At 64.8% G+C, this 25978-nt stretch carries 26 protein-coding genes and 1 tRNA gene; 17 read left to right on the forward strand and 10 right to left on the reverse strand.

What is annotated here, in order from left to right; translation table 11 throughout:
• Window positions 1-43: 43 nt before the first annotated feature.
• Window positions 44-1465 (reverse strand): GH1 family beta-glucosidase, encoded by a 1422-nt coding sequence (locus tag AC20117_RS16315; protein ID WP_074702760.1) that lies wholly within the window; start codon window positions 1463-1465, stop codon window positions 44-46.
• Between the two features lie 220 nt (window positions 1466-1685).
• Between AC20117_RS16315 and AC20117_RS16320 the strand changes: the two genes are divergently transcribed.
• The 5 genes from AC20117_RS16320 to AC20117_RS16340 all read left to right on the forward strand — a co-directional run bounded on the left by AC20117_RS16320 (window position 1686) and on the right by AC20117_RS16340 (window position 5676).
• Entirely contained in the window at window positions 1686-2525 is an 840-nt protein-coding gene (locus AC20117_RS16320) for a phage holin family protein (protein ID WP_074702759.1), read from the forward strand.
• A 100-nt stretch (window positions 2526-2625) separates the two neighbouring features.
• The gene (locus AC20117_RS16325) at window positions 2626-3279 is read left to right on the forward strand and encodes a CDP-alcohol phosphatidyltransferase family protein (RefSeq protein ID WP_074702758.1); all 654 of its coding nucleotides are present in this window, start codon (window positions 2626-2628) and stop codon (window positions 3277-3279) included.
• A 57-nt stretch (window positions 3280-3336) separates the two neighbouring features.
• Window positions 3337-4254, forward strand: a complete 918-nt coding sequence (locus tag AC20117_RS16330; protein ID WP_074702757.1) for a DMT family transporter — start codon at window positions 3337-3339, stop codon at window positions 4252-4254.
• Between the two features lie 57 nt (window positions 4255-4311).
• Window positions 4312-5511: a glycosyltransferase gene (locus AC20117_RS16335; protein WP_074703462.1), complete on the forward strand. Its 1200-nt coding sequence runs from the start codon at window positions 4312-4314 to the stop codon at window positions 5509-5511.
• A gap of 91 nt (window positions 5512-5602) precedes the next feature.
• Window positions 5603-5676: transfer RNA gene (locus AC20117_RS16340), tRNA-Ile, on the forward strand.
• A 210-nt stretch (window positions 5677-5886) separates the two neighbouring features.
• Here the strand turns inward: AC20117_RS16340 and AC20117_RS16345 are convergent.
• Window positions 5887-6468 (reverse strand): M23 family metallopeptidase, encoded by a 582-nt coding sequence (locus tag AC20117_RS16345; RefSeq protein WP_083339891.1) that lies wholly within the window; start codon window positions 6466-6468, stop codon window positions 5887-5889.
• Window positions 6469-6896: 428 nt separating this feature from the next.
• On the opposite strand from AC20117_RS16345, the gene rpsB reads away from it, so the two are divergent.
• The 6 genes from rpsB (at window position 6897) to AC20117_RS16375 (ending at window position 11991) form a co-directional block, all read left to right on the forward strand.
• Window positions 6897-7793: a 30S ribosomal protein S2 gene (rpsB, locus tag AC20117_RS16350; RefSeq protein ID WP_074702756.1), complete on the forward strand. Its 897-nt coding sequence runs from the start codon at window positions 6897-6899 to the stop codon at window positions 7791-7793.
• A gap of 126 nt (window positions 7794-7919) precedes the next feature.
• Complete coding sequence (tsf, locus tag AC20117_RS16355) at window positions 7920-8759, forward strand: translation elongation factor Ts (RefSeq protein WP_074702755.1); 840 nt, start codon at window positions 7920-7922, stop codon at window positions 8757-8759.
• 178 nt (window positions 8760-8937) lie between these two features.
• A complete protein-coding gene (gene pyrH, locus AC20117_RS16360) occupies window positions 8938-9687 on the forward strand; it encodes a UMP kinase (protein WP_074702754.1) in 750 nt (249 codons plus the stop codon).
• Window positions 9688-9800: 113 nt separating this feature from the next.
• Window positions 9801-10358, forward strand: a complete 558-nt coding sequence (frr, locus tag AC20117_RS16365) for a ribosome recycling factor (RefSeq protein ID WP_074702753.1) — start codon at window positions 9801-9803, stop codon at window positions 10356-10358.
• A complete protein-coding gene (locus AC20117_RS16370) occupies window positions 10358-11284 on the forward strand; it encodes a phosphatidate cytidylyltransferase (protein ID WP_074702752.1) in 927 nt (308 codons plus the stop codon). Before frr ends, AC20117_RS16370 begins: the two co-directional genes overlap by 1 nt.
• Before the next feature lie 116 nt (window positions 11285-11400).
• Window positions 11401-11991 (forward strand): DivIVA domain-containing protein, encoded by a 591-nt coding sequence (locus AC20117_RS16375; RefSeq protein WP_074702751.1) that lies wholly within the window; start codon window positions 11401-11403, stop codon window positions 11989-11991.
• A gap of 17 nt (window positions 11992-12008) precedes the next feature.
• On the opposite strand, the gene AC20117_RS16380 is transcribed toward AC20117_RS16375, so the two are convergent.
• The 4 genes from AC20117_RS16380 to AC20117_RS16395 all read right to left on the reverse strand — a co-directional run bounded on the left by AC20117_RS16380 (window position 12009) and on the right by AC20117_RS16395 (window position 16014).
• Complete coding sequence (locus AC20117_RS16380; RefSeq protein ID WP_074702750.1) at window positions 12009-13502, reverse strand: sodium/solute symporter; 1494 nt, start codon at window positions 13500-13502, stop codon at window positions 12009-12011.
• On the reverse strand, window positions 13499-13990 hold the full coding sequence (locus AC20117_RS16385) for a hypothetical protein (protein ID WP_335644192.1): 492 nt from the start codon (window positions 13988-13990) through the stop codon (window positions 13499-13501). Before AC20117_RS16385 ends, AC20117_RS16380 begins: the two co-directional genes overlap by 4 nt.
• Entirely contained in the window at window positions 13987-14706 is a 720-nt protein-coding gene (locus AC20117_RS16390; RefSeq protein WP_074702749.1) for a LytR/AlgR family response regulator transcription factor, read from the reverse strand. The genes AC20117_RS16385 and AC20117_RS16390 overlap by 4 nt, the downstream gene beginning before the upstream one ends.
• A gap of 105 nt (window positions 14707-14811) precedes the next feature.
• On the reverse strand, window positions 14812-16014 hold the full coding sequence (locus AC20117_RS16395; protein ID WP_074702748.1) for a histidine kinase: 1203 nt from the start codon (window positions 16012-16014) through the stop codon (window positions 14812-14814).
• Window positions 16015-16268: 254 nt separating this feature from the next.
• Here AC20117_RS16395 and AC20117_RS16400 point away from each other — a divergent pair, with 254 nt between their 5' ends.
• The 3 genes from AC20117_RS16400 to AC20117_RS16410 all read left to right on the forward strand — a co-directional run bounded on the left by AC20117_RS16400 (window position 16269) and on the right by AC20117_RS16410 (window position 19455).
• On the forward strand, window positions 16269-16640 hold the full coding sequence (locus AC20117_RS16400) for a DUF485 domain-containing protein (RefSeq protein WP_074702747.1): 372 nt from the start codon (window positions 16269-16271) through the stop codon (window positions 16638-16640).
• Window positions 16640-18256, forward strand: coding sequence for a monocarboxylic acid transporter (locus tag AC20117_RS16405; protein WP_074702746.1), 1617 nt, complete (start codon window positions 16640-16642; stop codon window positions 18254-18256). Before AC20117_RS16400 ends, AC20117_RS16405 begins: the two co-directional genes overlap by 1 nt.
• Window positions 18257-18432: 176 nt before the next feature.
• Window positions 18433-19455 carry an NAD-dependent epimerase/dehydratase family protein gene (locus AC20117_RS16410; RefSeq protein WP_074702745.1) on the forward strand — a complete coding sequence of 341 codons (1023 nt, stop codon included), beginning with the start codon at window positions 18433-18435 and terminating at the stop codon, window positions 19453-19455.
• Window positions 19456-19461: 6 nt separating this feature from the next.
• On the opposite strand, the gene ald is transcribed toward AC20117_RS16410, so the two are convergent.
• Both ald and AC20117_RS16420 read right to left on the reverse strand, forming a co-directional pair.
• The gene (ald, locus tag AC20117_RS16415) at window positions 19462-20553 is read right to left on the reverse strand and encodes an alanine dehydrogenase (RefSeq protein WP_074702744.1); all 1092 of its coding nucleotides are present in this window, start codon (window positions 20551-20553) and stop codon (window positions 19462-19464) included.
• Between the two features lie 24 nt (window positions 20554-20577).
• Window positions 20578-21057: an Lrp/AsnC family transcriptional regulator gene (locus tag AC20117_RS16420; RefSeq protein WP_074702743.1), complete on the reverse strand. Its 480-nt coding sequence runs from the start codon at window positions 21055-21057 to the stop codon at window positions 20578-20580.
• Between the two features lie 213 nt (window positions 21058-21270).
• Between AC20117_RS16420 and pdhA the strand changes: the two genes are divergently transcribed.
• The 3 genes from pdhA to AC20117_RS16435 are packed head-to-tail and all read left to right on the forward strand — an operon-like array spanning window position 21271 to window position 24793.
• Window positions 21271-22368, forward strand: coding sequence for a pyruvate dehydrogenase (acetyl-transferring) E1 component subunit alpha (pdhA, locus tag AC20117_RS16425; RefSeq protein ID WP_074702742.1), 1098 nt, complete (start codon window positions 21271-21273; stop codon window positions 22366-22368).
• The gene (locus AC20117_RS16430; protein ID WP_074702741.1) at window positions 22365-23375 is read left to right on the forward strand and encodes an alpha-ketoacid dehydrogenase subunit beta; all 1011 of its coding nucleotides are present in this window, start codon (window positions 22365-22367) and stop codon (window positions 23373-23375) included. The genes pdhA and AC20117_RS16430 overlap by 4 nt, the downstream gene beginning before the upstream one ends.
• Window positions 23375-24793, forward strand: a complete 1419-nt coding sequence (locus AC20117_RS16435) for a dihydrolipoamide acetyltransferase family protein (RefSeq protein WP_074702740.1) — start codon at window positions 23375-23377, stop codon at window positions 24791-24793. Before AC20117_RS16430 ends, AC20117_RS16435 begins: the two co-directional genes overlap by 1 nt.
• A 3-nt stretch (window positions 24794-24796) precedes the next feature.
• Here the strand turns inward: AC20117_RS16435 and AC20117_RS16440 are convergent, their stop codons facing one another.
• Together AC20117_RS16440 and AC20117_RS16445 are read right to left on the reverse strand one after the other, a co-directional pair.
• Window positions 24797-25264 carry a GNAT family N-acetyltransferase gene (locus AC20117_RS16440; RefSeq protein ID WP_074702739.1) on the reverse strand — a complete coding sequence of 156 codons (468 nt, stop codon included), beginning with the start codon at window positions 25262-25264 and terminating at the stop codon, window positions 24797-24799.
• Between the two features lie 34 nt (window positions 25265-25298).
• The gene (locus AC20117_RS16445) at window positions 25299-25910 is read right to left on the reverse strand and encodes an SACE_7040 family transcriptional regulator (protein ID WP_074702738.1); all 612 of its coding nucleotides are present in this window, start codon (window positions 25908-25910) and stop codon (window positions 25299-25301) included.
• Window positions 25911-25978 lie beyond the last annotated feature (68 nt).

Raw genomic sequence — 25978 nt, forward strand, 5'->3', positions numbered from 1 at the left:
GGGGTTATAGGCCAGAAAGTGTGTATCGGCCGGGTGGTTTCCCCTAAGCGCTTGCGTGCACGCTGTTGCTGCCGGCCACTGTGGCAAACCAGGTACCGCTGGCTTTGACCGTCCGCTCGAAGGTTGCATAGTCCACCCGCACGAGGCCGAAACGCTTGTGGTATCCCCAAGCCCACTCGAAGTTGTCCATGAGCGACCAGCCGAAGTAGCCGCGTAGGTCAACTCCCGCGGCGATCGCCTTATGGCACTGGATCAGATGCGCCCGGATGAATTCGAGCCGGTCCGGATCCTCCACGGCGCCGTCCGGCCCGACTGCATCTTCATAGGCTGCTCCGTTTTCCGTGATGTAGAGCGCCGTACCCGCTGGACCGCTGTAGTCCTCCTGCAACCGTGTCAGCAGACGGTACAGCCCCTCCGGCTGTACCTCCCAGCCCATCGCCGTCGTCGGCAGCCCCCGCGGCACCACGGAAACCTGGTCGGCTGCCGGATAGGGCGGCGCCAGCGGTCGTTCCACAGGCGCGGCATGTGCGTTCCCTGCATCCGCCCGGGGATGGCCGGTTACTGCTTCGCCGTGGTAGTAATTCACTCCCAGTGTGTCGATGGGCGCACTGATTGTGCTCAAGTCACCGGGAAAGATGTGTTCTTCGAGTCCGTGTTGGGCGACGTCCGCGAGGAAGTCCGCCGGATAGGCGCCGTGGAACACCGGGTCCAGGAAGGCACGGTTGAACTGGCCGTCGATGTGCCGCGCCGCATCCAAATCTGCTGGATCATTGGGGTCGGCAGGATCGACCACCGTGAAGTTGAGCGTGAGGCCAAGCCTGGCCTTGGGCGCCCGCTGCCGCAACTCCGTCACGGCTAGGCCATGTCCCAGCAGCAAATGGTGCATGGCGGCGAGGGCGTCGGAGCGGGACTGGCGCCCGGGTGCGTGCACGCCGGACCCATAACCGAGGAACGCTGAGCACCACGGCTCGTTCAGCGTGGTCCACACATCCACGCGGTCGCCAAGCACCTCGTGGACGGCCAACGCATACTCGGCGAAGCGGTAGGCGGTATCCCGGTTGGCCCAACCGCCATCGTCTTCGAGCGCCTGCGGCAGATCCCAGTGATACAGCGTAAGCCACGGCTTGATCTGCGCAGCATGTAGTTCATCGACGAGGCGGGAGTAGAAGTCCAGGCCGGCGGTATTGGTCTTCCGGCCATCGGGCTGGATGCGGGACCAGGAGGTCGAGAACCGGTACGAACCCAGATTCAGCGACCGCATTAGTGCGACATCCTCCCGGTAGCGGTGGTAGTGGTCGCAGGCTGCATCTCCAGTGTGTCCGTCGACGACAGCGCCGGGCAGGCGGCAGAACGTGTCCCAGATCGAATCGCCACGGCCGTCTTCGCCCGTGGCGCCCTCCACTTGGTAGGCCGCCGTGGCGGCTCCCCACAGAAAGCCCCTCGGGAAATGCAACACTTCGCTCATATCCGGCTCCGACCTGTGCTGATGGTGTCAATGGCTGGCTGTCAGCATAGTGTTGGAAGTATCGGAGCGTAAGCGTTTACTGTCTCGGAAGCATTGCAATTGCCGAAGATCTTCGCGTTTGAATGTCGTCCTCATGGCTGAGGGGTTGAATTCAGGCAGAATGATAATTTTAGACTGTGGACACTCGAGCACTACCAAACTAGCAATGGAGGCAGAGCCCATGACTCGCGTTGACAACACCAGGACCACTACTGCTGGAAGCAGATCCTCCCTGGTGTCACTGGTCAAAATGGCCGGGAGATTGGTGCCTCGCCAGATCAGCGATGAGCTTTCGCTGGCCGCTGCCGAGCTTAAGGGCAAAGGCGTCAAAGTCGGCGTTGCCGCAGCCCTTCTTGCCGTGGCTCTGGTGTTCGTTGCCTTCATGGTCATTGCCTTGCTCGTGGCCGGCATTATGGGGCTCGGCGAAGTCATGGAACCCTGGCTGGCGGCTCTGCTCGTGGCCCTGCTGTTCCTGGTCCTAGCCGCCATCGTGGGCCTGATCGGCGCGCTCCGCCTGAAGAAGACGATGCCGTTGCTGCCCGAGCATGCGCTGCGGGGCATCAAGTACGACATTGGCGTGCTGAAGGAGGGCCGCAGTTTCGATCCGGCCACGCTGGATCAGAAGCCGGTGAAGCAGGACAAGCCGGAGCAGGCTGAGGAAGATAAGACACCCAAGGAGCCGGCTCCTTCCATCGAGGAACTGCGCAACCGCTCCGGGGAGCGCCGCGAACACCTCGCACGGATCCGCGATGGACTGGGCGAGAAGCTCGATCCCAAGCCGCAGAGCGAAAGGATCAAGGCCAACGCCAGCGAGGCTGCTGCCAAGGCCCGTGAAGCGGCCGAGACCCGCATGGCGGCGGTCAGGGGATCGGCTTCGGGCTCGCAGGCCCGCACATCCGCTACGGCAACCGGTTCCGCAGGTCTTCAGGATGACCTGCAGGACCGCTGGAAGCCGCTGGCTGCACTGGCTGCGTCTCTGGCCGCGTTCTTCGTGTTGCTGCGCAAACTGCTGCGTCAGTAACCGATGGCCTGCGGTTGGACGTACACCGCAGGCTGCCTAACTGCACATCAGCACCCCGCCCTTGCCGGCGGGAGGCGCATCAGCGAAGAGGGGAGGGGCAATGAAGCTGATTGGTGCCGGTGCCCGGGACAACTATGAATACCGGGAACTGCAAACCTTCTGGACGGTACCGAACATCATCACTGTCCTTCGCTTCCTCGCCGTTCCACTCTTTATCCGCTACATCGTGCTGGAGGATTACGCAGCAGCCACCATCGTGCTCGTGATCCTCGGATCAACCGACTGGGTGGACGGCTACCTGGCCCGCCGCTTGGACCAGGTGTCCTCGGTAGGAAAATGGCTGGACCCGGTCGCGGACCGTCTGGCGCTGATCATCGTAGCCATCACGTTCGTTGTCGCAGGCATCGCGCCTCTCTGGCTGCTGCTGGCCATCGTCATCCCGGACGGGATCCTGTTGGCGTTTTCGCTCGCTCTTTTCCACGGCAATCCGAACCTTCCGGTGACCAACATCGGCAAGATCCGGACGGCGCTGCTGCTGGTCGGAACTCCGCTACTGCTGCTGCACAAGGCCCTCGAACCCGGCGAGGACTGGCTGGCGGCAATCGCCTACACAATCCTCATCCTGGGCTGCGTGGGACATCTGCTGGCGTGGTGGGGATACATGCGTGGGGTTTGGCGGAAACACCTTGCCAGGCGGGGGCAGCAGCCGGACAACCCCGCTGGCTCCGCTGTCAATGGGCATACGGATGGTTGACGGTCCGCCGGCAGGCCGGAAACCTAGCGCACCCGGGACCTCGGCAGTCAGGACCGTATGGTCTGGCTAGCGATCCTTTGTGCGCTGGCGGGCGCGTTCTTCCTGGCCCTCGGAACGCAGCGCCAGGCAAGTGCGGTGCAGGCGAACACCGGCGGGCTTTCGCTCAGTGCCAGCGGACTGCTGCGCCTGCTGCGGAACCCGCGCTGGGTTGTTGGGCTGCTGCTGCTCGGTATTGGCATGGGGCTGAATGTTTTCGCCTTGGTCAGCGCTCCGCTCACGGTCGTCCAGCCGATCGGCGCTATAGCCCTGGTCATCACAACCATCGTGAATTCGAAGGACCAGGGGATCCGGTTGAACCGGATGACCATCATGGCAATCACCGCCTGTGTGGCCGGCAGTGCCGGTTTCGTGCTGCTCGCGGTCAATGTCACCGGCGAAAGCCACCGGGTCACGGCGGCGGAAGAGCTCTCGACGGTGCTGCTGCTCGCCGTCGTTGTTGCGGTTTTCCTCTCGCTGGAACTGATGTTCCGGCACCGGCTCAACGCCTTCGCGTACATCCTCGGCGCCGGAATGCTTTTCGGGTTTGTCGCGGTCCTGGTGCGGATCATCGGCTTGCACCTGTTCGATCCCAACGGGCGCTTCCTGGCCAACGTGCCGGTGTACAGCATCATCGCGATCATTGCCGCTGCGGGCTTGGGATCGTGGTTTGTCCAGAGCGCGTACTCCAGCGGGCCGCCGGACCTGGTGATCGCCGGACTCACCGTCATCGACCCGCTTGTGGGCATTGCCATCGGCATTTTCCTGCTGGGGGAGCTGAAACCCGACGTCGAACCCGTCACCGCAATTGCCATGATTGGCGCGGGTTTGGTTGCTATTGTGGGGGTCATTGCCCTTTCAAGACATCATCCGGACGTACTGCAAAAACGAGAAGAAGCACGACGGCGGGCCCAGGCCGCCGCAACCAGGAAGCCTTAGGTACGAACAGATCATATGAACAGCATCGCCACAACCGACCAGGGAGTTCTGCGCCAGGTGAGTGAGAACAAGGGACCGAGGCCGCTCAAGATCCTGATCGCCGCCGACACCTATCTGCCGGACGTCAACGGAGCGGCTGTGTTCGGCCTGCGGCTGGCCCAGGCCATGTCCAAGCGCGGGCATGACGTCCATGTCATCGCGGCGCGCCCGGAGCAGGGAGTCAGCTATGTGGAGCAGCGCCCCGAGGCGGCCGTACACCGGCTCCGCTCGCATTCGGTGCCTACGCATGAGTCATGGCGCATCTGCTTCCCGTGGGAGATAAAGCGCGATATCAGGCGGATCTTCGACGAGGTCCAGCCGGATGTGGTCCACATCCAGTGCCACTACATGATCGGCCAGGCCACCATCGCCGAAGCCGTACGCCGCGGCATCCGGGCCATTGCCACGAACCATTTCATGCCCGAAAACCTCGAGCCGTTCCTGCCGTTCCCGCAGTGGTTCCTTGACATCGTGGCCAAGAACTCATGGCGCGACATGGGCAAGATCATGGGCAAGGCGGCCGTTGTTACTACTCCAACGCCGTTGGCGGCAAAGGCCATGAAGGAGCACGCCTTCCTGCACAAAGTGCTTCCGCTCTCCAACGGCATTGACTCGGCCCACTACGAACTGGCGCCGGGCGAAGTTGCCGAGAAGCCGGATCATCCGACGGTGCTCTTTGTAGGGCGGCTGGCCCAGGAGAAGCACGTGGATGTGCTGATAGAAGCGATCTCACTGACGGACCCTGATCTCAATGTTCACCTGGAAATCGTCGGCGAGGGCGAAGTGCGGTCCATGCTTGACGCCAAAGTGGCCGAGCTCGGTATGGCAGGGCGGGTGAAGTTCCTGGGCCACGTCGACGACGACGAACTGCGGCTGGCGTACCTTCGGGCGACCGTTTTCTGCCAGCCGGGTACGGCGGAGCTGCAGTCACTGGTTTCGCTGGAGGCCATGTCCGCGAGCAAGCCGGTGGTCCTGGCCAATGCCATGGCCCTGCCGCACCTGGTAGACGACGGCGTGAACGGTTACCTCTTCACCCCGCGGGATCCGGTCGATCTGGCCGCCAAACTGGACCTGGTGCTGAAACAGTCACCGGAGGACATCCATGCCATGGGCGAGGGCAGCCACGACAAGGCGGCGAAACATGCCATCGACAAGACTATGGACACCTTCGAGAAGCTGTACCGAGGCAGATCGGTGGACGACTTCTTGCCGAGCTGACGGCGCCGGGCGTCTCAAGGTGCGCGCAGCCGCGCGTAGCCATTAGGATGGCTACGTCGAAACTGCTCGCACGTGATCGTGCGGCAGTCATGGGGCGGTAGCTCAGCAGGTCAGAGCAGAGGACTCATAATCCTTTGGTCCTGGGTTCAAGTCCCAGTCGCCCTACAGCAAGACCCCAGCGCATGCTAGGCGCAGAGGCTCCGGCCGGCTCCGATTCGGGATCCAGCCGGGGCCTTTGTCATGCCCGGTGTTATCACTGTTCCCGATTGCCGAAGATGCCTCTGTTGCTGAGCGGGTTTCAGAGTGCCAGGTTTACGGCCGGGCCATCACGGGCATCTCCGCCTTCGTTTAGTCTCACTCCGGGGGCGTTTGGATTCATTCCATCGGCCGGGGGAGCAGGACCGAGGGCCGCATGTCCATAACGAACTGCAGCGGGTTGATGTATTCCTCCCCCTGCCGCACGCCCCAGTGCAGGCAGCCGGGCGGGCAGTGCGATGTTCCCTCCACGGTCCCCAGCTCGGCGCCCTTGTCCACCGGATCGCCCTTCTCCAGTTCGCTGGATACAGGTTCAAAGCTGCTGCGCAGTCCGTTGCCGTGGTCGATGGTGATCACGGGGCGGTCCACCACCCAGCCGACGAAGCTGACCGTACCGTCCTGCGGAGCGAGTACCGAGGCGCCGTCGTTCGTCTTCAAATCCACTCCTCGGTGGCCGCGTGACCAAGGCTCCGGTGGGGGATCAAACTCTGCCAGTACGGCAGGCTTCGGATCCGTCGGCCAGCCCCATATCGGGGCGTAGCTTCCGGTCATGGCCGTCGCGGGCGGTGTGCCGGGCAGCTGGACGTTGGCTGCAGTCAACAGCAGAACGAGGGCGGCTGCCCATGCCAGCCGAAGAATGTGCGGCGAGAAGGGCGGCTGGGATCTTCTGGTGGACTGTTCGAGAGGGCCGGGCAATTCCATACGGTCGATGCTGCCCGTCGTGATGCAGCGGCGCGAGGGTTCCGGCGCCGAATGTGCGCACGACCCCTGCGTGCGGCACTTGTGCAGGACGGGTGGAACAGCCGCCGAAGTATGCAGGTTTCGGGGAGGAGGAGCGGCGAAGAGCGACCCCCGACGTGTAGTACACTTGGCAAAGCAGTTTTCTGCCTCCATGAGTCATGTCTTGGTGGGGGAGCTGACTACGCGTTTCCGTTTCCCGCCGCAGAGTCTTCTACGGCAGGGGTATGTCCAGGCGGTCCGGTAAAGCCGGTCCGGACTTACGTCCCGTTCGCGAACAGGACTGACGGAAGCCAGGAGCTTCGCCCGAACCCGGGCGGCGAGCTAATAACCGTCTATTGGCAGAATCAACCCGTGCTGAAGCCGGGAATCCTGCCGGAAGGAGTGACGACATGCCAGTCGTTACCATGCGCCAGCTGCTCGACAGCGGCGTTCACTTTGGTCACCAGACCCGTCGTTGGAACCCGAAGATGAAGCGCTTCATCTTCACCGAGCGCAACGGCATCTACATCATTGACCTGCAGCAGTCGCTGTCCTACATCGACCGCGCCTACGAGTTCGTCAAGGCCACTGTCGCCCACGGCGGCACCGTGCTCTTCGTCGGTACCAAGAAGCAGGCCCAGGAAGCAATCGCCGAGCAGGCCACCCGTGTTGGCCAGCCGTACGTGAACCAGCGCTGGCTCGGCGGTATGCTGACCAACTTCCAGACCGTTTCCCGCCGGATCCAGCGTCTGAAGGAACTTGAAGAGATCAACTTCGAGGATGTTGCCAGCTCCGGCCGCACCAAGAAGGAACTCCTGCTGCTGCAGCGCGAGAAGAACAAGCTGGAAACCACCCTCGGCGGTATCCGCAACCTGACCAAGGCTCCGTCCGTGGTCTGGATCGTGGACACCAAGAAGGAGCACCTCGCAGTTGACGAGGCGCAGAAGCTGAACATCCCGGTTGTTGCCATCCTCGACACCAACTGCGATCCGGACGAGGTCGACTTCCCGATTCCGGGCAACGACGACGCCATCCGCTCCGTCAACCTGCTCACCCGCGTTGTCGCCGATGCCGTTGCCGAGGGCCTGATCGCCCGCCAGAACAAGGCTGCCGGCAACACCGAGGCACCCGTCGAGCCGATGGCCGAGTGGGAGCGCGAGCTGCTCGAAGGAAACTCCGAGGCTCCGGCCGCTGAAGCCAAGACCGAAGAGGCACCCGCCGCCGAGGCCCAGGCCGAAGAGGCTCCTGCCGCGGAAGCTGCTCCGGCCGAGGCTGCTGAAGCTCCGGCTGCAGAGACCGACAAGTAAATCTGATCTTCAGCCGCAGGTGACCTAGCCACCTGCGGAGGATGTCTGCTGGTGCGGCCGGCCGAATTTCGGCCGGCCGCACTGGCGGAATACACAACTACTTATTACGGAGGGACTGGAGTCCAAATGGCGAATTACACCGCTGCTGATATTAAGGCTCTGCGCGAGCGCACCGGCGCTGGCATGATGGATGTCAAGAAGGCTCTCGACGAGGCCAACGGCGACGCCGACAAGGCCATGGAGCTCATCCGCATCAAGGGTCTGAAGGGCGCTACCAAGCGTGAAGGCCGCTCCACCGCCGAGGGCCTGGTTGCCGCCAAGGTCATCGACGGAACCGTCGGTGTCATGGTCGAGGTCAACTGCGAAACCGACTTCGTTGCCAAGTCCGCCAAGTTCATCGAACTGGCCGACAAGGTTCTCTCGGTTGCCGTCGAGTCCGGCGCTGCCGAACTGGACGCACTGCTGGCCACCGACGTCGAGGGCAAGCCGCTGAGCGAGGTTGTCGTCGAAGAGGGCGCCATCCTCGGCGAGAAGGTTGTTGTCCGCCGTCTGGCACGCCTCGAAGGCAAGACCGTCGACGCCTACCTCCACAAGACGTCCAAGGACCTGCCCGCCCAGGTTGGCGTGCTGTTCGCTGTTGACGCCGTGGGCGAGGCAGCTGTCGAGGCCGCGCATGACGTGGCCGTGCACATTGCTGCCTTCTCGCCGACCTACCTGGTCCGCGAAGAAGTTCCGGCCGAGACCGTCGAGAACGAGCGCCGGATCGCCGACGAGACCGCTCGCGCCGAGAACAAGCCCGAGGCTGCACTGCCGAAGATCGTTGAAGGCCGTCTCAACGGCTTCTTCAAGGAGATCGTGCTGCTCGACCAGCCGTTCGCCAAGGACCCGAAGGTCAACGTTGGCAAGGTCCTCGAGCAGGCCGGTGCGAACGCATCCGGTTTCGCCCGGTTCCGCGTAGGCGCCTGATAGCATCGCGCTTAGCAAATAATGGCATGCGCCGTCCGCGGCGCAGCACCGTGTAGCGAGGAGGGGGTGGTCACCCACAGGTGGCCGCCCCTTTTTCCTGCCCAGAATCACAGACTTTAGTCCAGTTCAGTCCCTACAGGTCCTTTTCCCAGGACCGACAGCACGCCCGGGAGGCACGATGGAACCCCAGCACGCAACCGAAACCCAGTCCGCCGAGGTGGAGCCCAAGCGGCGCCGCGTTCTGCTCAAGCTCTCCGGCGAAGTTTTCGGCGGGGGTAAACTCGGCGTCGATCCGGACACTGTCCGCGGCATCGCCAAGCAGATTGCGGCAACTGTGGGACAGGTCGAGGTCGCGATCGTGGTCGGCGGCGGCAACTTCTTCCGGGGCGCGGAGCTCTCGCAGTCCGGGATGGACCGCTCCCGCGCCGACTACATGGGGATGCTGGGCACCGTCATGAATTGCCTTGCGCTGCAGGACTTCCTCGAACAGGCCGGTGTGGACACCCGTGTCCAGAGCGCGATCACCATGGGCCAGGTTGCCGAGGCATACATTCCCCGCCGCGCCATCCGCCACATGGAAAAGGGCCGCGTGGTCATCTTCGGCGCCGGCGCCGGCCTGCCGTATTTCTCTACTGACACCGTTGCTGCCCAGCGTGCGCTGGAAGTCCATGCCGACGTCGTACTCATGGCCAAGAACGGGGTAGACGGGGTTTACACAGCGGACCCGAAGAAGGATCCGGCGGCCGAAAAGCTGGACAGCCTGACGTACGACGACGCGATGCGCCGCAATATCCGTGTCATGGACCAGACGGCCTTCAGCCTGTGCAAGGACAACAAGCTGGCCATGGTGGTCTTCGGTATGGAAGGCGAGGGAAATGTCAGCCGCGCCATCCTGGGCGAGAAGATCGGGACCTTCGTGTCCGCCTAAGCGCACCCGCGCACAACCCGGAGCGCCTGCCCGTCAGCGGTTCCGGATAGCCTAGGATGGATAACAGAGTCCTTGCCGCCATGAAGGCGGACATAATTGTCTAAGGAGACGCCGTGATCGAAGAAACAATGCTAGAGGCTGCCGAGAAGATGGATAAGGCGGTGGAAGTGGCGAAGGAAGACTTCGCCACAATCCGTACCGGCCGCGCGAACCCGGCATTGTTTTCGAAGGTCACGGTCAACTACTACGGTTCCCCGACCCCGCTGCAGCAGCTGGCTTCGTTCCAGAACCCGGAAGCACGCACCTTGCTCATCACGCCGTTCGACAAGTCGGCGCTGAACGACATCGAGAAGGCGCTGCGCGATTCGGACGTCGGCGCCAACCCGGCCAATGACGGCAACGTCATCCGCGTGGTGCTGCCGGAGCTGACCCAGGAACGCCGCAAGGAATACGTCAAGATTGTCCGGGGCAAGGCCGAGGACGCGAAGGTCTCCATCCGCAATATCCGACGCAAGGCGATGGACAACATCGCCAAGCAGGTCAAGGACGGCGACATCGGCGAAGACGAGGGAGCGCGCGCCGAAAAGGAACTGGACGCCCGGACCAAGGCCCACACGGACAACGTGGATGAGCTGCTCAAGCGCAAAGAAGCTGAGCTGCTCGAAGTCTGATGGGTACCGACCAGCCTTCCACCCAGGCTGGCGGTTCGCCGGCACCTGAGGCTGGTTCCGGGTCTCAGAAGGCCGGACCAGGACGACGGGCGCTGCGGGCCGCGGCCACGCCTTCACGGGCAGGGCGCAACCTTCCCGCCGCCATCATTGTCGGCCTGGCTCTCCTCGTGGCCGTCCTGGTGGGGCTCTTTTTCCTGCCCGACGCGTTTGTGGTGCTGGTATCGGTTTTTGCGCTGATCGGGGTCTGGGAAGTTTCCCGCGCGCTGACGGTCAAGAGCATCTTCGTGCCGCAGGTACCGCTCTATGCCGGAGCCTTCGCCATGCCGCTCGCCGCCTACTACGGTGGTCCGGAAGCACTCGCATTCGCGCTGGTGGCGTCGGCGGTCGCGGTCATGGTCTACAAATGCCTGGACCGGGCGCAGGATGCCGTGCGCAGCATCATGAGCGGAGTTTTCGTTCTCTGCTGGGTGCCGCTGTTCATCAGCTTTGCCGTGCTGCTGCTGGACGAGGACAACGGTGCGCTGAAAGTGATGACCATGCTGTTGCTGGTCGTCTCCAACGACACCTTCGGTTATCTGGTGGGAGTACTGTTCGGCAAGCATCCGATGGCGCCGAAAATCAGCCCGAAGAAATCCTGGGAGGGTTTCGCCGGATCCGTGGGCGGCGCCGTCGTTGTTGGAATTCTCTGCTCGGTGTTCATTCTTGACCTGCAATGGTGGTTCGGGCTGGTGCTGGCTATTGCCACCGTCGCCGCCTCCACCGCAGGAGACCTGGCCGAATCCATGGTCAAACGCGAACTCGGCATCAAGGACATGAGCAACATCCTGCCCGGCCACGGCGGTGTCATGGACCGGCTCGACTCGATCGTTTTCGCCGCGCCGGTGGCCTATGTGCTCGCCGTGCTGCTGGCACCGGGGGCGATCTAAGCGGCAGACCGCACAAGTAGAAATTCAAGAACGCGTCCCGGCGGAAACGCCGGGTACAGGTATTGGGGAGTTTGGCATAGCAGATGTCACTACTGAAGAGGGAAGCATCGAGGACGATGGTGCGACAAAAGAATGATGCTGGCCGGGCCAGTGCACCCTTCGAGCGCGTGGGGCGCCGCGAGCACGGCTACAACGTCCGCCAGGTGGACCAGTTCCTGGCCCGCGCCCGGGAGTACTACAACGCCAACGATCCGGACAGCGGGCAAATCACCAGCCGCGACGTGCGCGCAATGACTTTCGAGCCGGCCCGCGGCGGTTATGACCCGCGCGCCGTCGACTCCGCGCTGGACCGGCTGGAGGACGTCTTCGCCCAGCGGGAGCGCGACGCGTTGATCGTCGCCGAGGGTGAGCAGGCCTGGCTGGCGCAGATCGGCCGCGTATCGGCCGTGCTCCGCGCCCGGCTCCACCGCGAGCCCGGGGACCGGTTCCGCCGTCCGGCCAAGCGCAATGCCACCAGCTACAACGTGCAGGACGTGGACGCGCTGTGCTCCGAACTGCTGGCCTACTTTGAAAACGACCAGCCGCTGAGCGTCGACATTGTCCGCCGTTCGGTGTTCCGCGAGGCCAAAGGCCCGGACGGCTACGAAGAAACCCAGGTGGATGCGTTCCTGGACCGTGTTGTCGAGCTCATGGCGGCTATTGACTGATTAACGTCCCGCGTGCATTAACGTCCCACGGTGCGCGGCGCCGGGTGGTGGTGTTCGGGCGAGTGCAGCCTCGCCATCACCCGCGCGACGGTCACGGGCCGGCGCGATGCCGTCAGCTTTGACACCGCAATGGTGACCACGAATGCTGCCGGCACGGTCCAGGCTGCCGGCTGGGCGAGCAGTTCCTCGAACCGGCCCAATGCATTGCCGGCGAACGCGGCGAGCATGACCGCCGTTCCGCACAGCACCGCCCCGGTGACCATGCCCGCGATGGCTCCGGCGTCGGTCAGCCCGCGCCACCAGATGCCCAGCAGCAGCAGCGGGCAGATGGTGGAAGCGGTGAAGGCGAACACCGTGCCCACACTCCCGGCCAGCGCCAGCGAATCCGTGGCCAGCGCAACCCCCAGCGGCACGACGGCGGAGAGCACGGCGGCCCAGCGGAAACCGCGAACGCTGCCCCGGAACAGGTCCTGGCTGACCACGCCGGCCAGCGACACCACCAGGCCCGACGTGGTGGACAGGAATGCGGCAAACGCGCCGGCAATGACCAGGGCCGAGAGCAGGTCCCCGGCGGCGCCGTCGAAAATCCGGGCCGGCAGCAGCAGGACGGTGGCGTCCGCTTGGCTGCCGGTGGCCAGGTCCGGCGTGTAGATCCGGCCGAGCACGCCGGAGAGCGTGGGGAAAATGTAGAACAGCGAGAGCAGCCCCAGCACAATGACCGTGGTGCGCCGGGCGGTGGGGCCGTCGGGGTTGGTGTAGAAACGCACCAGCACATGCGGCAGGCCCAGCGTGCCGAACAGCAGCGCGGTGATCAGCGAGATGTTGCGGTACAGCGACGCCTCGTCGGAAACATCGAGGTCGCTGTGGAAGACCGCGCCGCCGTCGGTAATCGGCTGCGAAGTGCTCCCGAGGGCCAGCAGCACAAAGACCACCGGCACGGCCAGCGCGGTCAGTTTCAGCCAGTACTGGAAGGCCTGCACGAAGGTGATCGAGCGCATCCCGCCGGTCACCACGGAAAGCACCACCACAACGACGACGGCGGCGGCGCCCACCCAGCCGGGCAGGCCGGTAGTGATGCGCACGGTCAGCGCGGCGCCGTGGAGCTGCGGGACGATGTAGAGCCAGCCGACGATGACCACCAGCAGGCTGGTGACGGTGCGGGCCGGGCGCGAATCCAGCCGGGCGGCGGCAAAATCCGGGATGGTGTAGGCGCCGGACCGGCGCAGCGGGGCCGCGACGAAGAGCAGCAGCATCAGGTAGCCGGCGGTGTAGCCGATGGGGAACCACAGCGCATCGATGCCCGAGACCAGGATTAGCCCGGCCACGCCGAGGAAGCTGGCCGCCGAGAGGTATTCGCCGCCGATCGCGGAGGCGTTCCACCACGGCCGTACCGTCCGCGAGGCAACGTAGAAGTCTCCGGTGGTGCGCGAAATCCGCAGCCCGTAGACACCGATGAGCACGGTCGCCGCGCAGACCGCTGCCAGCGCGGCAAGACCGACGGCCGGGTTCATTCAGCCCCTCCCGGCGAGCCCGGCCAGCCCGGCCGGGCAAGGCGGTCATCGTCCACCAGTTGGCGGAAGCGGCGCTCGTTCCTGGCCGCGGCGCGGTTGTAGAGCGCTGCGCTGACCAGGATGACCGGGTAGATGCCCACGCCCAGCAGCAGCCAGGGCAGCGGGACGGTGAACAGCGTGATGTCGTTGATGCGCGGAAAGAGGACCATCAGCACGGGCACGCCGGCCAGGATCACGCCGAATCCGCCGGCGACCACCAGCGCCAGCCGCAGCTGGGAGCGGATCAGCGAGCGGATGAAGATTTCGCCTACCTCGGACTGCTCAGCCAGCTCGCGGGAAACACTGTAGCGGCCCGGCATCAGCGGTGCCTTGGACCGCGGCGCCGTCACCCGCACACGCTCAGGCCGGTCCGCGCGCGGTTCACGGACGCCCTCCAGCGGCGCGGGCCGATCCGGTTGGTCCTTGGACCGCTCGGGCTGCCCGGTCATCCGCGCGGCCTGACCCGGTTGGCTTCAAGCTTGTCCCGCACGGCCGGCAGATGCCGCCGGCTCACCGGCAGTTCGGCGCCGTTTATCAGCACGGAGGCCTTGCCGGCCGTGAGGCGCACCTGCTGTACCTGGTTCATGGCCACCAGATACGAGCGGTGGATGCGCAGGTAGCCGGCGTCCTCCCACTGCTGCTCGAGATCGTTCAGCGGGACCCGGATGAGGTAGCTGGCTTCGGCCGTGTGCAGCCGGGCATAGTCGCCCTGGGCCTGTACGTACTTGATCTCGTCACGCCTGATCATCTTGGTGATGCCGCCCTGGTCCACCGTAATGACCTCGGGTTTGGTATCGCCGTCTTCGATCAGCTCGCAGATCCGGCGCACGGACTCGGCCAGCCGCTCCGGCCGGACCGGCTTGAGCAGGTAATCCACCGCGGCCAGTTCGAACGCCTGCAGCGCCTGGTCCTCGTCGGCGGTCACAAAGACGACGGCGGGAGGCCGGCTGAAGCGCGAAATGACACGGGCAATGTCCAGCCCGGAAAGTGCCGGCATGTGGATGTCCAGGAACAGCGCGTCAACGTCGTGGCTTTCCAGTGCCCGCAATGCCTCGGCACCGCTCATAGCCTTGTAGATGTTTTCTATCCGCGGATCCCGCGACAGGAGGTAGGCAAGGGCCTCGACAGCAGGGAATTCATCATCCGCGATGACAACGTTGACCATGCATGACAGTCTATTGCGTCACGCACTCATGCCCCGCTTGCACGCCGCCGGCTGGACAGGGTTGGCATCGCCGGGACGGGGTTGTCGCCCGGACTGGGTTGCTGCCTAGACGAGGTTGTCCGGCTGGAACTTCGGTACGCGCATGGTGATCAAGGTGCCCTGGCCGGGAGCGGTTTCCACCACCAGCCCGTGTTCGTCCCCGTAGACCTGCCGCAACCGGGAGTCCACGTTGCGCAGGCCCACGTGATCGCCCTCGGTGTGTCCGGCGAGCACCTGCCGCAGATGCTCAGGATCCATCCCCACGCCGTCGTCCTCGATAGTGACGACGGCGTAGGCGCCGGCGTCGTGGGCGGTAATGGTGATGTGGCCGGTGCCCTCCTTCGCCTCCAGGCCGTGCCGGACCGCGTTCTCCACCAGCGGCTGGAGGGACAGGAAGGGGATTACCGTGCTGAGCACCTCGGGGCCGATCTGCAGGCTGACCTTGAGCCGCTCGCCGAAACGCGCCCGTTCCAGCAGCAGGTAGCGGTCGATGGAGGTCAGTTCTTCCGCCACGGTGGTGAAGTCGCCGTGGCGCCGGAACGAGTAGCGGGTGAAGTCGGCGAACTCGATGACCAGTTCGCGGGCGCGCACCGGGTCGGTGAGGATGTAGGACGCAATGGCGTTGAGCGAGTTGTAGATGAAGTGCGGGCTGATCTGCGCGCGGAGGGCGCGGACTTCGGCCTCCATCAGCAACGTGCGCGAGGCATCCAGCTCCGCCAGCTCGATCTGCGTGGCTACCCAGCCGGCTACCTCATTCGCGGCACGGACCAGCGACGCCCCGACATGCTCGGTGTACGCGCCGACCGTCCCCACCACGCGGTCCTGCACCTGGATGGGGGAGAAGACGGCCTCCGTCTCGGGGTTCTCGCGCAGGTCCGCGCCGGGGACGGCGAGCCGGGGCTTGCGGAAGACTTGGGTCCGGCCGCTGTCCAGCACCTTGCGCGCCAGCGCCATGGCCTCTTCTTCCCGGGGTCCGTGGGTACCCTCCCACGCCAGCATCGAGGACTCGTCCGTGATGACCAGATCGCTGCTGCCGAGCATTTCGCGCAGGTAGCGGGCGGCCTTGCCTGCACCGGCGGGGGAGAGCCCGGTGCGCAGGAACGGCGCCGCCAGGCCGGCGGTATGCAAGGTGGTGTAGGTGGCCAGCTCGGCCTCGGACCCCAGATCCCGGCTGGAGCGGGCGAGCTTGAAACCGATCAGGGCGATGACCGCCACCGTGACGGCCGCAATGGCCACAATGAGCGCGATGTCGACGGCCGTGCTGAACATGCCTCCACGATAACGCTCGTGACAGCGCCACCCGGGCGCCGCCGTCGTTGGTTGAACCGTATGGCGCCGGACGGCGTACGTCCGCTGCCGCGCCGACACTGGGAAGTTCCCCCGCCGCATGCTGTTCGTCGCAGCGGGCCGCCGTTCACCGCAGGCCGGTTGCCGTTCACCGATCGCTCCCGCCCGGCATGAAGACATGTACTGAATCACATTAGAGAGTGATTGCAGTCACAAAATCCCCAAGAGGAGGAGACATGGGACAAAATCCCACCCCGGAGGCCGATTTCACGGCAGCCGTGGACTTCGAGAAAGTCCAGCAGGAACCGAAGTTCCAGGAGCTGCGGCGCCGCCACCGCAGCTTCGTGTTCCCCATGGCCATTGCATTCCTGCTGTGGTATTTCGCCTACGTCCTGTTGGCGGACTATGCGCACGACTTCATGTCCACCAAGGTGATTGGCAATATCAACATCGGCTTGATCCTGGGACTGCTGCAGTTCGTCAGCACGTTCGCGATCACCATGTGGTACGTCAGCTTCGCCAACAAGAAGCTGGATCCGATCGCGGCCGAGATGCGCAGCGAGCTTGAGTCCGCGGCAGTCAAGCCCCAGGCAGGAGAAAAGAACTGATGCTTCCCTTGACCACCACCACGCAGGCCGAGACGCAGGTCGGCGAGCCCTGGCTGAACATCACCATCTTCGGCCTCTTCGTCGCGATCACCATGGTGATCGTGCTGCGGGCCAGCCGCAACAACAAGACGGCCGCCGACTACTACGCGGCCGGCCGCTCCTTCACCGGCGGACAGAACGGCACCGCAATAGCCGGCGATTACCTCTCCGCCGCCTCCTTCCTGGGGATCTGCGGGGCGATCGCCATCAACGGCTATGACGGCTTCATGTACTCCATCGGCTTCCTGGTGGCCTGGCTGGTGGCTCTCCTCCTGGTTGCGGAGCTGCTGCGCAACACCGGCAAGTTCACGATGGCGGATGTGCTCTCCTTCCGGCTGAAGCAGCGTCCGGTCCGTATCGCCGCGGCAACGACGACGCTGGCGGTCTGCTTCTTCTACCTGCTGGCACAGATGGCCGGCGCGGGCGGACTTGTCTCGCTGCTGCTGGGCATCGATGACAGGCTCGGCCAGTCCATCGTCATTGTGGTGGTCGGTGCGCTGATGATCCTGTACGTACTGGTGGGCGGCATGAAGGGCACCACCTGGGTCCAGATCATCAAGGCCTGCCTGCTGATCGCCGGCGCGTTCATCATGACCATCTGGGTCCTGGCGATGTACGGCTTCAACCTCTCCGCGCTGCTCGGCGACGCTGCCGCCACGGCCGGCACCACTGACATTCTGAATCCGGGAATGCAGTATGGTGCCAGCGAAACCTCCAAGTTCGACTTCATCTCGCTGGCCCTGGCGCTGGTGCTCGGTACCGCTGGGCTGCCGCACGTGCTGATGCGCTTCTACACCGTGCCGACCGCCAAGGAAGCCCGCAAGTCCGTGGTCTGGGCAATCTGGCTGATCGGCGCCTTCTACCTGTTCACCCTGGTGCTTGGCTACGGTGCCGGCGCGCTGATCGGACCGGATGTCATCGAGGCTGCTCCCGGCGGCGTGAACTCCGCTGCACCGCTGCTGGCGTTCGAGCTCGGCGGCCCGCTGCTGCTGGGGCTGATCTCCGCCGTCGCGTTCGCGACCATCCTGGCCGTGGTGGCCGGCCTGACCATCACTGCCGCGGCCTCCTTTGCGCACGACATCTACGCCAACGTGGTCCGCAAGGGCCAGGTGGACGCCGACGGCGAAGTGAAGGTTGCCCGCCGCACGGTGGTAGTCATCGGTATCCTCTCCATCCTGGGCGGCATCGGCGCCCAGGGCCAGAACATCGCCTTCCTGGTGGCGCTGGCCTTCGCGGTGGCGGCTTCGGCGAACCTGCCGACCATCATCTACTCGCTGTTCTGGAAGAAGTTCTCCACCCAGGGCGCCATCTGGTCCATGTACGGCGGCCTGGCCGCTGCGCTGTTCCTGATCGCGTTCTCCCCGGTGGTTTCCGGCACGGAGACCTCGATGATCCCGGGTGCGGACTTCGCCTGGTTCCCGCTGAAGAACCCGGGCATCATCTCGATCCCGCTGGCCTTCTTCCTCGGCTGGCTGGGCACGGTACTCGACAAGCGCGTCGAGGATCCGGCCAAGCAGGCGGAGATGGAAGTCCGTTCACTGACCGGCGTCGGCGCCGAAAAGGCAGTCGACCACTAGCCGGACGGCGATACAACTGCAGGACAGCTACAGCCAGACGGCGACAGGGCGGGCCCGGACATTTCCGGGCCCGCTTTGTGCGTTCCAGTTCGGTTTCCAGATGCGTCTTTGAGCACGCGGAATTCCAAGCCCGATGGCGTCTATGCAGGCGTGTGCAAGGGGTCCATGCTTGAGGCATGAGAGTCCTGGTGACCGGTGGCACGGGTTTCGTCGGCTGCCATATTGTGGCGGCGTTGGTTCAGGCGGGGCACACTGTGCGGCTGCTGGTGCGCGACCGGGACAAAACGCAGGCGTCGCTGAGACCCTTTGGCGCCGACGTCGTTGCTGCCGCCCAGCAGGATGTTGTCGTCGGCGATGTGTTGGATCCACAGGCGGTGAGGGACGCCGTGAACGGATGTGACGCCGTCGTTCATGCGGCAGCCATCTATTCGCTGGATCCGCGGCGGTCCGCCGAGATCCAACGGACCAACGTAGATGCGGCGGAGAACGTCCTGGGCGAGGCCGTCCGGGCCCGGCTTTCACCTGTGGTGCACATTTCCACCTACGCCGTTCTGGTCCGGAAGGGCGGCACCGATCCGTCGCTTCCGCTGGGTGATATTGACTATCCCTACACGCGCTCGAAAATCCTCTCGGAGCAGGTGGCCCGCGGTTTCCAGGCGGCCGGAAACCCGGTGGTGACCGTCTACCCCGGTTCGACACTTGGGCCGAACGATCCTTACCGCGGAGACCAGAGCGAGCGGCTTCGCTGGCTGGCCGCCGGACGGCTCCCAACCTGGCCCTCCGGCCGTACCCATTACACGGACGTGCGCGACGTCGCGGCGCTGGTTGCCGCCGTCGTCAACAAGAGCCGTGAACCGCGGCGCTATGTGGTCCCCGGCCACTTCGTGGACGGCAAGATGATCTTCGGCGCGCTCGGGCGGGCGACGGGGCGCCGGTATCCGTTCGTGACGGTCCCGGCCTCAATGATGCTGGCGATGCTGCAGCCCATGGGCCTGCTCCAGCGCCGGCTGCCCGGGCAGTGGACGCTGCCGGCCTACGCGGAGAGTATCGACATCCTCCGCCGCGGCACGGAGTTCGATACGTCGGCGGCCAGCGACGAGTTCGATGTGCATGCGCGGCCCTTTGACGAGACGATCCGGGACACGGTCCGCTGGCTGGTGGAGTCCGGACGGCTGCCCGCCAAATACGCCGTGGCCTAAACGGGTTCAGGCCAGCTGCGGGTGGGCCAGCCGGACCGGCTCCGAAACGATCCGGCCGTCCCGGGTATTGATCCCGGGGAGCAGCTCCGGCAGCCTGCGGGCGGCAGCGTCCAGCCCGTCCTGCGTTATCGCTTTCACATAGGGCAGGGTGGCATTGGTCAGCGCGTAGGTGGAAGTGCGCGGCACCGCCCCGGGCATGTTGGCCACGCAGTAGAACATCGTGTCGTGCACCGGGTAGGTAGGATACGCGTGGGTGGTGGGACGCGAGTCCTCGAAACAGCCGCCCTGGTCGATGGAGATGTCCACCAGCACCGCCCCGGACCGCATCCGGCTGACCAGTTCGTTGCTGACCAGCTTCGGCGCCTTGGCCCCCGGCACCAGCACCGCGCCGATGACCATGTCCGCGTCGCTGACTGCGGCGTCGAGTTCCAGCGCATTGCTGACGATGGTGTTGACCCGGCCCTGGTAGAGATCGTCGAGTTCCTGCAGCCGTCGGACGTTCGTATCCAGCACCGTGACATTCGCCCGCATGCCGACGGCGATGGAGACAGCGTTGGAGCCCGCCACCCCGGCACCGATAACGACGACGTTGGCCGCGTGCGTGCCGGGAATGCCGCCGAGCAGGATTCCGCGTCCGCTTTGGGACTTCATTAGCGTGTAGGCCCCGACCTGCGGGGCGAGCCGGCCGGCCACTTCGGACATCGGCGCCAGCAGCGGCAGCGAACGGTCCGGTAGTTGCACCGTTTCGTAGGCCACGGCCGTCACGCCGCGCTCGCACAGTTCTTTGGTCAGTGGCGCATCGGCGGCCAGATGGAGGTAGGTGAAGAGGATCAGGTCCTCGCGCAGCCGGTGGTATTCCTCCGCCACGGGTTCCTTGACCTTCAGCACCATCTCGGCCCGCGCCCACGTCTCGTCCGCCGAACCGAGCACAGTGGCGCCTGCGGCAGCATAATCCTCGTTCGTGATGGAGGAGCCGTTGCCTGCCCCGGTTTCCACAAGCACTTCATGTCCGGCCAGCGTGAGCTCGTGCACGCCGGACGGGGTAATGGCGACCCGGAATTCGTTGTTCTTTACTTCTCGGGGAACACCGACACGCATGGCAGCTACGCCTTTCTCTCTACGTCAGTCCTGGTCCGGGCCGCCGGTGCGCTGCAGCAGCGGTCCGATGCGGAACGGCACCAGCTCGTGCATGGCCAGCGAAGTATCCGTGCGCTCCACGCCGTCGATCGCGAGGACCTTCCCGTTGATCCGGAACAGGTCCTCGGCGCCGGTGGAGACCACCCGGGCCAGGATGTCGGCCTGTCCGGTGATACCGAAAGCCTCCAGAACTTCGGGAATCAGGGCCAGTTCGTTAGTGATCTGCTCCAGCTTCGGCTGCTGGACATGGATGTGGATGAAGGCTGCCAGCGGATAGCCCAGGGCGGCCGGACTGATGCGCCGGTCGAAGGAGAGGAAAACGGATTTCTTTTCCAGCTGGCTCATGCGGGCCTGGACCGTATTGCGGGACAGGCCCAGCTCTTGGGCCAGGGCCACGACGGTACGCCGTGGATCCTGCGCCAAAGCCATCAGCAATCGCGTGTCGGTGCCGTCCAGAGGCTGCATAATGCGCAACGTTAGCACGATCAAAACCGCCCCGACAGAGCATAGTGCCCAGTTTTTTGTGGGGATATTGCGCTTGCTGCATTCTGTGAGTATCGTCACAACTACCTGCCGGCAATGGCGCCGGGAGGTCTGCAAAGGTGCCGCCGGATCCACAAGATCCGCGGGATCGACACAACGAGAAAAGGTTGCGTGCATCAAGTGTCCTTACATGGCATGAGGTCAGTATCCGGGGAAAATCTCGTCCAGCTGCTGACACCGGAGGGAACCCGGGCTGCCGGTCCCTACGATGAATGGGTAGCGGACATTGACGGGGCCCGCCTCCAGGGGCTGTACGAAGACATGGTGGTGGTGCGCCGGGTAGACCAGGAGGCCACCGCCCTGCAGCGCCAGGGTGAACTGGCGCTCTGGCCCCCGTTACTGGGACAGGAGGCGGCGCAGATCGGATCGGGCCGCGCGCTCCGCAAGGATGATTTTGTCTTTTCCAGCTACCGCGAGAATGGCGTGGCCTATTGCCGCGGGGCCGACTACACGGACATGATCAGGGTCTGGCGCGGAAACGCACCCTCCGGCTGGGACCCGTATGAGATCAACATGGCCACGCCGCAGGTGATTATCGGGGCCCAGGCTCTGCACGCAACCGGCTATGCCATGGCAACCAAGTTTGACGGCGCAGACTCCGTCGCCGTCGCGTATTTCGGCGACGGGGCCACCAGCCAGGGCGACGTCAACGAGGCCATGGTCTTCGCGGCCAGCTTCCAGGCGCCGGTGGTCTTCTTTTGCCAGAACAACCAGTGGGCCATTTCCGAGCCGGTCACCCTCCAGGCGCAGCGGGACATTGCGGACCGTGCCCCCGGCTTCGGCATTCCGAGCGTGCGCGTGGACGGCAACGATGTCCTCGGTTGCATGGCCGTGACGCGCGAGGCGCTGGACCGGGCGCGCAGCGGCGGCGGACCGAGCTTCATCGAGGCGGTCACCTACCGCATGGGTCCGCATACGACGGCGGACGATCCCACCAGATACCGGGACCCGAACGAACTTGAAGACTGGAAGGGCCGCGATCCGATCGACCGGCTGGCCAAGCTGCTGGAAGCCGAAGGGCTGTTGGCCGGTGACTTCACGGACCGGGTGAACGCCAAGGCGGACGAGGTCGCCGGGCTACTGCGGCACGGCTGTGTGACCCTGCCCGAGCCCGGCGAACTGGACGTGTTCAACAACGTCTACACCACACCGCACCCGGTGCTGGAGCGCCAACGGGAGCACTATTCCCGTTATCTTGCCTCGTTCGAGGCTGCAGGGGGTGGCAAGCGATGAGCACCATGACTTTCGGCCGGGCTATCAATACCGGCTTGCGCAAGGCGATGGAACACGATTCCAAGGTCGTGCTGATCGGCGAAGACATCGGCAAGCTGGGCGGTGTCTTCCGCATTACTGACGAACTGCAGAAAGACTTCGGTGCCCACCGGGTCATCGATGCCCCGCTGGCGGAATCCGCCATTCTGGGTACAGCCGTAGGCATGGCGTACCGCGGATACCGGCCGGTGTGCGAAATCCAGTTTGACGGGTTCATCTATCCGGCGTTCAACCAGATAGTGAGCCAGGTAGCCAAACTGCACTACCGCACCCAGGGGAGGGTCAAGATGCCGCTGACTATCCGGGTTCCGTTCGGCGGCGGAATCGGAGCAGCGGAGCATCATTCGGAATCGCCGGAGGCTTATTTCATGCATACCTCCGGCCTGCGGGTGATCTCGGTATCCAACCCGCAGGATGCATTCGCGATGATCCAGCAGGCCATAGCCTGCGATGACCCGGTGCTCTTCTTTGAGCCCAAGCGGCGCTACCACGTCAAGGGGGAGGTGGACGAAGAAGTGGACCTGGCTTCCTTCCCGCTGGAGCAGGCACGCGTGGAGATCCCCGGCGACGACGTGACCCTGGTGGCGTACGGCGCCCTGGTGCAGCTTGCCAAGGACGCTGCGCTGGCCGCCCGGGAAGAAGGTCTCTCGGTGGAAGTCATCGACCTGCGCTCGCTTTCACCGCTGGACTTCGCCACGTTGGAGGCCTCGGTCCGCAAGACCGGCCGCCTGGTCATCACCCATGAAGCGGCCATGACGGGAGGGCTCGGCGCGGAGGTGGCGGCGAGCATCACCGAACGGTGCTTCTACCATCTGGAACACGCACCGGTCCGCGTCACCGGCTTCGATATTCCCTACCCGCCGGCAAAGATGGAACACCACCATCTTCCCGATCTTGACCGGATTCTGGACGGTGTGGACCGCGCCCTTGGCCGAACGAATTCGCTCAGCGATCTGGAGGGGAATTGATGGGAATCAAGGTCTTTAAGCTGCCGGATCTGGGCGAAGGTCTCACAGAGTCGGAAATCGTCAGCTGGCACGTTGCCGAGGGTGACAGGGTAGAGCTGAACCAGATCCTGGGCGAAGTGGAAACCGCGAAGGCCGTCGTGGAATTGCCGTCCCCGTTTGCCGGCGTCGTCACCGCATTGCATGAAGCGCCGGGCAGTACGGTCAATGTGGGGGAGCCCATTGTCTCCTTCGAAGTGGCTGGCTCGGACCCGTCCGAGAACGGCACAGGTGGCCAATCGTCGAACGGTACTGCAACTGCCACGGCAAGCGGCCGCGAGGCGAACCTGGTGGGGTACGGCGCTCAGGCCGAAGCAGCAGGCGCACCCAGGCGCCGCCGTCGGGCCGGTGCCGTGGAAGCGGCGCGTGCAGTTCCGGCGGCCACCACGCCCCCGGCACCCGGATCCGTTGTTTCAGCGCCGGCCAGTCCTGTTGGGGAGCGGGCGGAATTCGTGAAGGAGCGGCCGCGGTCCACTCCTCCGGTCCGCAAACTGGCCCGGGATCTGGGGATTGACCTCGCTGGGGTAACCGGAACGGGCGAGCAGGGGTTGATCACCCGGGCCGACGTCGAGAGTTTCCACACCGGCGCTGCTGCCGGGGCCGGCGAACGAGGTCAGGAACAGCCGGCTGCTGCAGCAGCCGCCGCTGCGCGTGCCGGCAGATGGCTGGCGGGTGCCGCGGAACGCGAAAGCCGCATTCCGATCAAGGGCGTGCGGAAGCATACCGCCGCCGCCATGGTGGCCAGTGCGTTTACCGCCCCGCATGCCACGTCGTTCCTGACCGTGGACGTCACGCCGACGATGGAGCTGCTGGCCAAACTGCGGGAGAGCCGTGCCTTCAGGGACATCAAGGTCACGCCGCTGACCGTCCTGGCCAAGGCCGTGTGCATCGCGCTGGAGCACAGTCCCTCGCTGAATTGGCGCTGGGATGAGGACAACCAGGAGATCGTCCGGCAGAACTATGTGAATCTGGGCATCGCCGCCGCGACCGAGCGCGGACTGATCGTCCCCAACATCAAGGACGCCCACACACTGGACCTGCGCCAGCTCGCCCAGGCACTGGGCGAGTTGACGGGTGCGGCACGATCCGGCAAGACAGCGCCGGCAGACTTGTCCGGCGGAACCATTTCGATCACGAACATCGGCGTCTTCGGCATCGACGCCGGAACCCCCATCATCAATCCGGGGGAGGCGGCGATCCTGGCCATGGGCGCGGTCCGCAGACAGCCCTGGGAATACCAGGGCGGCATTGCCCTGCGCCAGGTTGTCACGCTCAGCCTGTCCTTCGACCACCGCCTCGTGGACGGTCAGCAGGGTGCGACATTCCTGGCCGACGTCGGGACCATCCTGGCCGAGCCGGGGATGGTCCTGACGATGGTGTGAGGGCTAGAGCAGCTCCAGGATTTCTTCGGTGACCACGGCGGCCCGGGCGTTGGCAAAGCCCTGGGCCTCGCCGATGGCCTTGAAGCCGGCCTTCTCCAGGACCTTGATGGAACCCAGGTTGTCCTTGACGGCCCGCGCGCGGATGGGGCGGGCGGTGAACTCGGCCAGGAACTTTTCCACCGCTGATGTGGTGATGCCGTGGCCCCAGTGCGACTTCGCGGTCCAAAACGTCAGTTCCGGGTAGCCGTCCGAGGGGTAGGCCATGATGCTGCCCACCACTTCGCCATCGGAGGTGATGGTGCGGACAGTGATCGCCTCGTCATTGAGGATGTTCTGCCAGTGGTGGTTGAAAACTCCGCGGTCGGAGGGGTTTTTGGCGGTGAAAGCAGCCATACGGTTGGAGTCGGGATCCTGCTGGTACTCGAAGAACTTGTCGAGGTCGGCAGGTTCCACGGGGCGTAGCTCAATCATGGCGAACCTTTCGGCTAGGGGTCTTTACTGAAGCCTACTCGGCTTTCAAGGCTGCCCATGCCATTGTTTCCAGCAGATTGCGCCGCCACGTCTTGTCTCGTACGGCTTTGCCCCGGTGCGTGGTGTGGGGCGTGGAGTTGATCAGCCCGAAGGCGGCATGGGCACGCACCCGCAAGCGGGCAGGCTCCTGCTCGGGGAGCAGGCGGGTCAGGACGGCAACCCAGACTTCGACGTAAGCCCGCTGCAGGGCCCGCACGGTTTGCGAATCCTCCGTCGGCAGGCTGTCCAGATCGCGGTCGTGGACTCGGATGACGTCCGGATTGCGCAGGGCAAAGTCCACCTGGAATTCGATCAGTCCGCGCAGGGCCTCTTCAGGACCGGGGGAATTCTCCACCACGGCTTGTCCGCCGTCGAGCAGGTCCTGGCTCACTCCGGTCAGCAGGGCGGAGAGCACTGCATGCTTGCTGCTGAAGTGCCGGTAGACGGCGGGACCGCTGACACCCGCGGCGGAGCCGAGGTCCTCGATCGAGACGCCGTTGAACCCGCGTTCCGCGAAGAGTTTCGCGGCGGCGGACAGCAGCGCGGCACGGCGCGAGGCCTTCGCCAGGCTCCGGCCGGTGACCCTGCCCGTATCGGCATTGGCCACAGGCCCTGGACCTCCTGGCGACCCAGTGCCGGCGGCTGAGTTAGGGGACACGTGCGTCCCTCCTGTTC

The organism is Arthrobacter crystallopoietes, from assembly GCF_002849715.1.
GTDB lineage: Bacteria > Actinomycetota > Actinomycetes > Actinomycetales > Micrococcaceae > Crystallibacter > Crystallibacter crystallopoietes.

Coding starts and splice junctions, on each gene's coding strand:
- AC20117_RS16435 (WP_074702740.1), top strand. CDS start 23,375: ATGGGAATCAAGGTCTTTAAGCTGCCGGATCTGGGCGAAGGTCTCACA.
- AC20117_RS16380 (WP_074702750.1), bottom strand. CDS start 13,502: ATGAACCCGGCCGTCGGTCTTGCCGCGCTGGCAGCGGTCTGCGCGGCG.
- AC20117_RS16400 (WP_074702747.1), top strand. CDS start 16,269: ATGGGACAAAATCCCACCCCGGAGGCCGATTTCACGGCAGCCGTGGAC.
- pdhA (WP_074702742.1), top strand. CDS start 21,271: ATGAGGTCAGTATCCGGGGAAAATCTCGTCCAGCTGCTGACACCGGAG.
- AC20117_RS16330 (WP_074702757.1), top strand. CDS start 3,337: ATGGTCTGGCTAGCGATCCTTTGTGCGCTGGCGGGCGCGTTCTTCCTG.
- AC20117_RS16325 (WP_074702758.1), top strand. CDS start 2,626: ATGAAGCTGATTGGTGCCGGTGCCCGGGACAACTATGAATACCGGGAA.
- tsf (WP_074702755.1), top strand. CDS start 7,920: ATGGCGAATTACACCGCTGCTGATATTAAGGCTCTGCGCGAGCGCACC.
- AC20117_RS16420 (WP_074702743.1), bottom strand. CDS start 21,057: ATGCAGCCTCTGGACGGCACCGACACGCGATTGCTGATGGCTTTGGCG.
- AC20117_RS16320 (WP_074702759.1), top strand. CDS start 1,686: ATGACTCGCGTTGACAACACCAGGACCACTACTGCTGGAAGCAGATCC.
- AC20117_RS16385 (WP_335644192.1), bottom strand. CDS start 13,990: ATGACCGGGCAGCCCGAGCGGTCCAAGGACCAACCGGATCGGCCCGCG.
- AC20117_RS16405 (WP_074702746.1), top strand. CDS start 16,640: ATGCTTCCCTTGACCACCACCACGCAGGCCGAGACGCAGGTCGGCGAG.
- AC20117_RS16345 (WP_083339891.1), bottom strand. CDS start 6,468: ATGGAATTGCCCGGCCCTCTCGAACAGTCCACCAGAAGATCCCAGCCG.
- AC20117_RS16440 (WP_074702739.1), bottom strand. CDS start 25,264: ATGATTGAGCTACGCCCCGTGGAACCTGCCGACCTCGACAAGTTCTTC.
- AC20117_RS16410 (WP_074702745.1), top strand. CDS start 18,433: ATGAGAGTCCTGGTGACCGGTGGCACGGGTTTCGTCGGCTGCCATATT.
- AC20117_RS16430 (WP_074702741.1), top strand. CDS start 22,365: ATGAGCACCATGACTTTCGGCCGGGCTATCAATACCGGCTTGCGCAAG.
- AC20117_RS16390 (WP_074702749.1), bottom strand. CDS start 14,706: ATGGTCAACGTTGTCATCGCGGATGATGAATTCCCTGCTGTCGAGGCC.
- pyrH (WP_074702754.1), top strand. CDS start 8,938: ATGGAACCCCAGCACGCAACCGAAACCCAGTCCGCCGAGGTGGAGCCC.
- AC20117_RS16375 (WP_074702751.1), top strand. CDS start 11,401: ATGGTGCGACAAAAGAATGATGCTGGCCGGGCCAGTGCACCCTTCGAG.
- ald (WP_074702744.1), bottom strand. CDS start 20,553: ATGCGTGTCGGTGTTCCCCGAGAAGTAAAGAACAACGAATTCCGGGTC.
- AC20117_RS16370 (WP_074702752.1), top strand. CDS start 10,358: ATGGGTACCGACCAGCCTTCCACCCAGGCTGGCGGTTCGCCGGCACCT.
- AC20117_RS16315 (WP_074702760.1), bottom strand. CDS start 1,465: ATGAGCGAAGTGTTGCATTTCCCGAGGGGCTTTCTGTGGGGAGCCGCC.
- rpsB (WP_074702756.1), top strand. CDS start 6,897: ATGCCAGTCGTTACCATGCGCCAGCTGCTCGACAGCGGCGTTCACTTT.
- AC20117_RS16395 (WP_074702748.1), bottom strand. CDS start 16,014: ATGTTCAGCACGGCCGTCGACATCGCGCTCATTGTGGCCATTGCGGCC.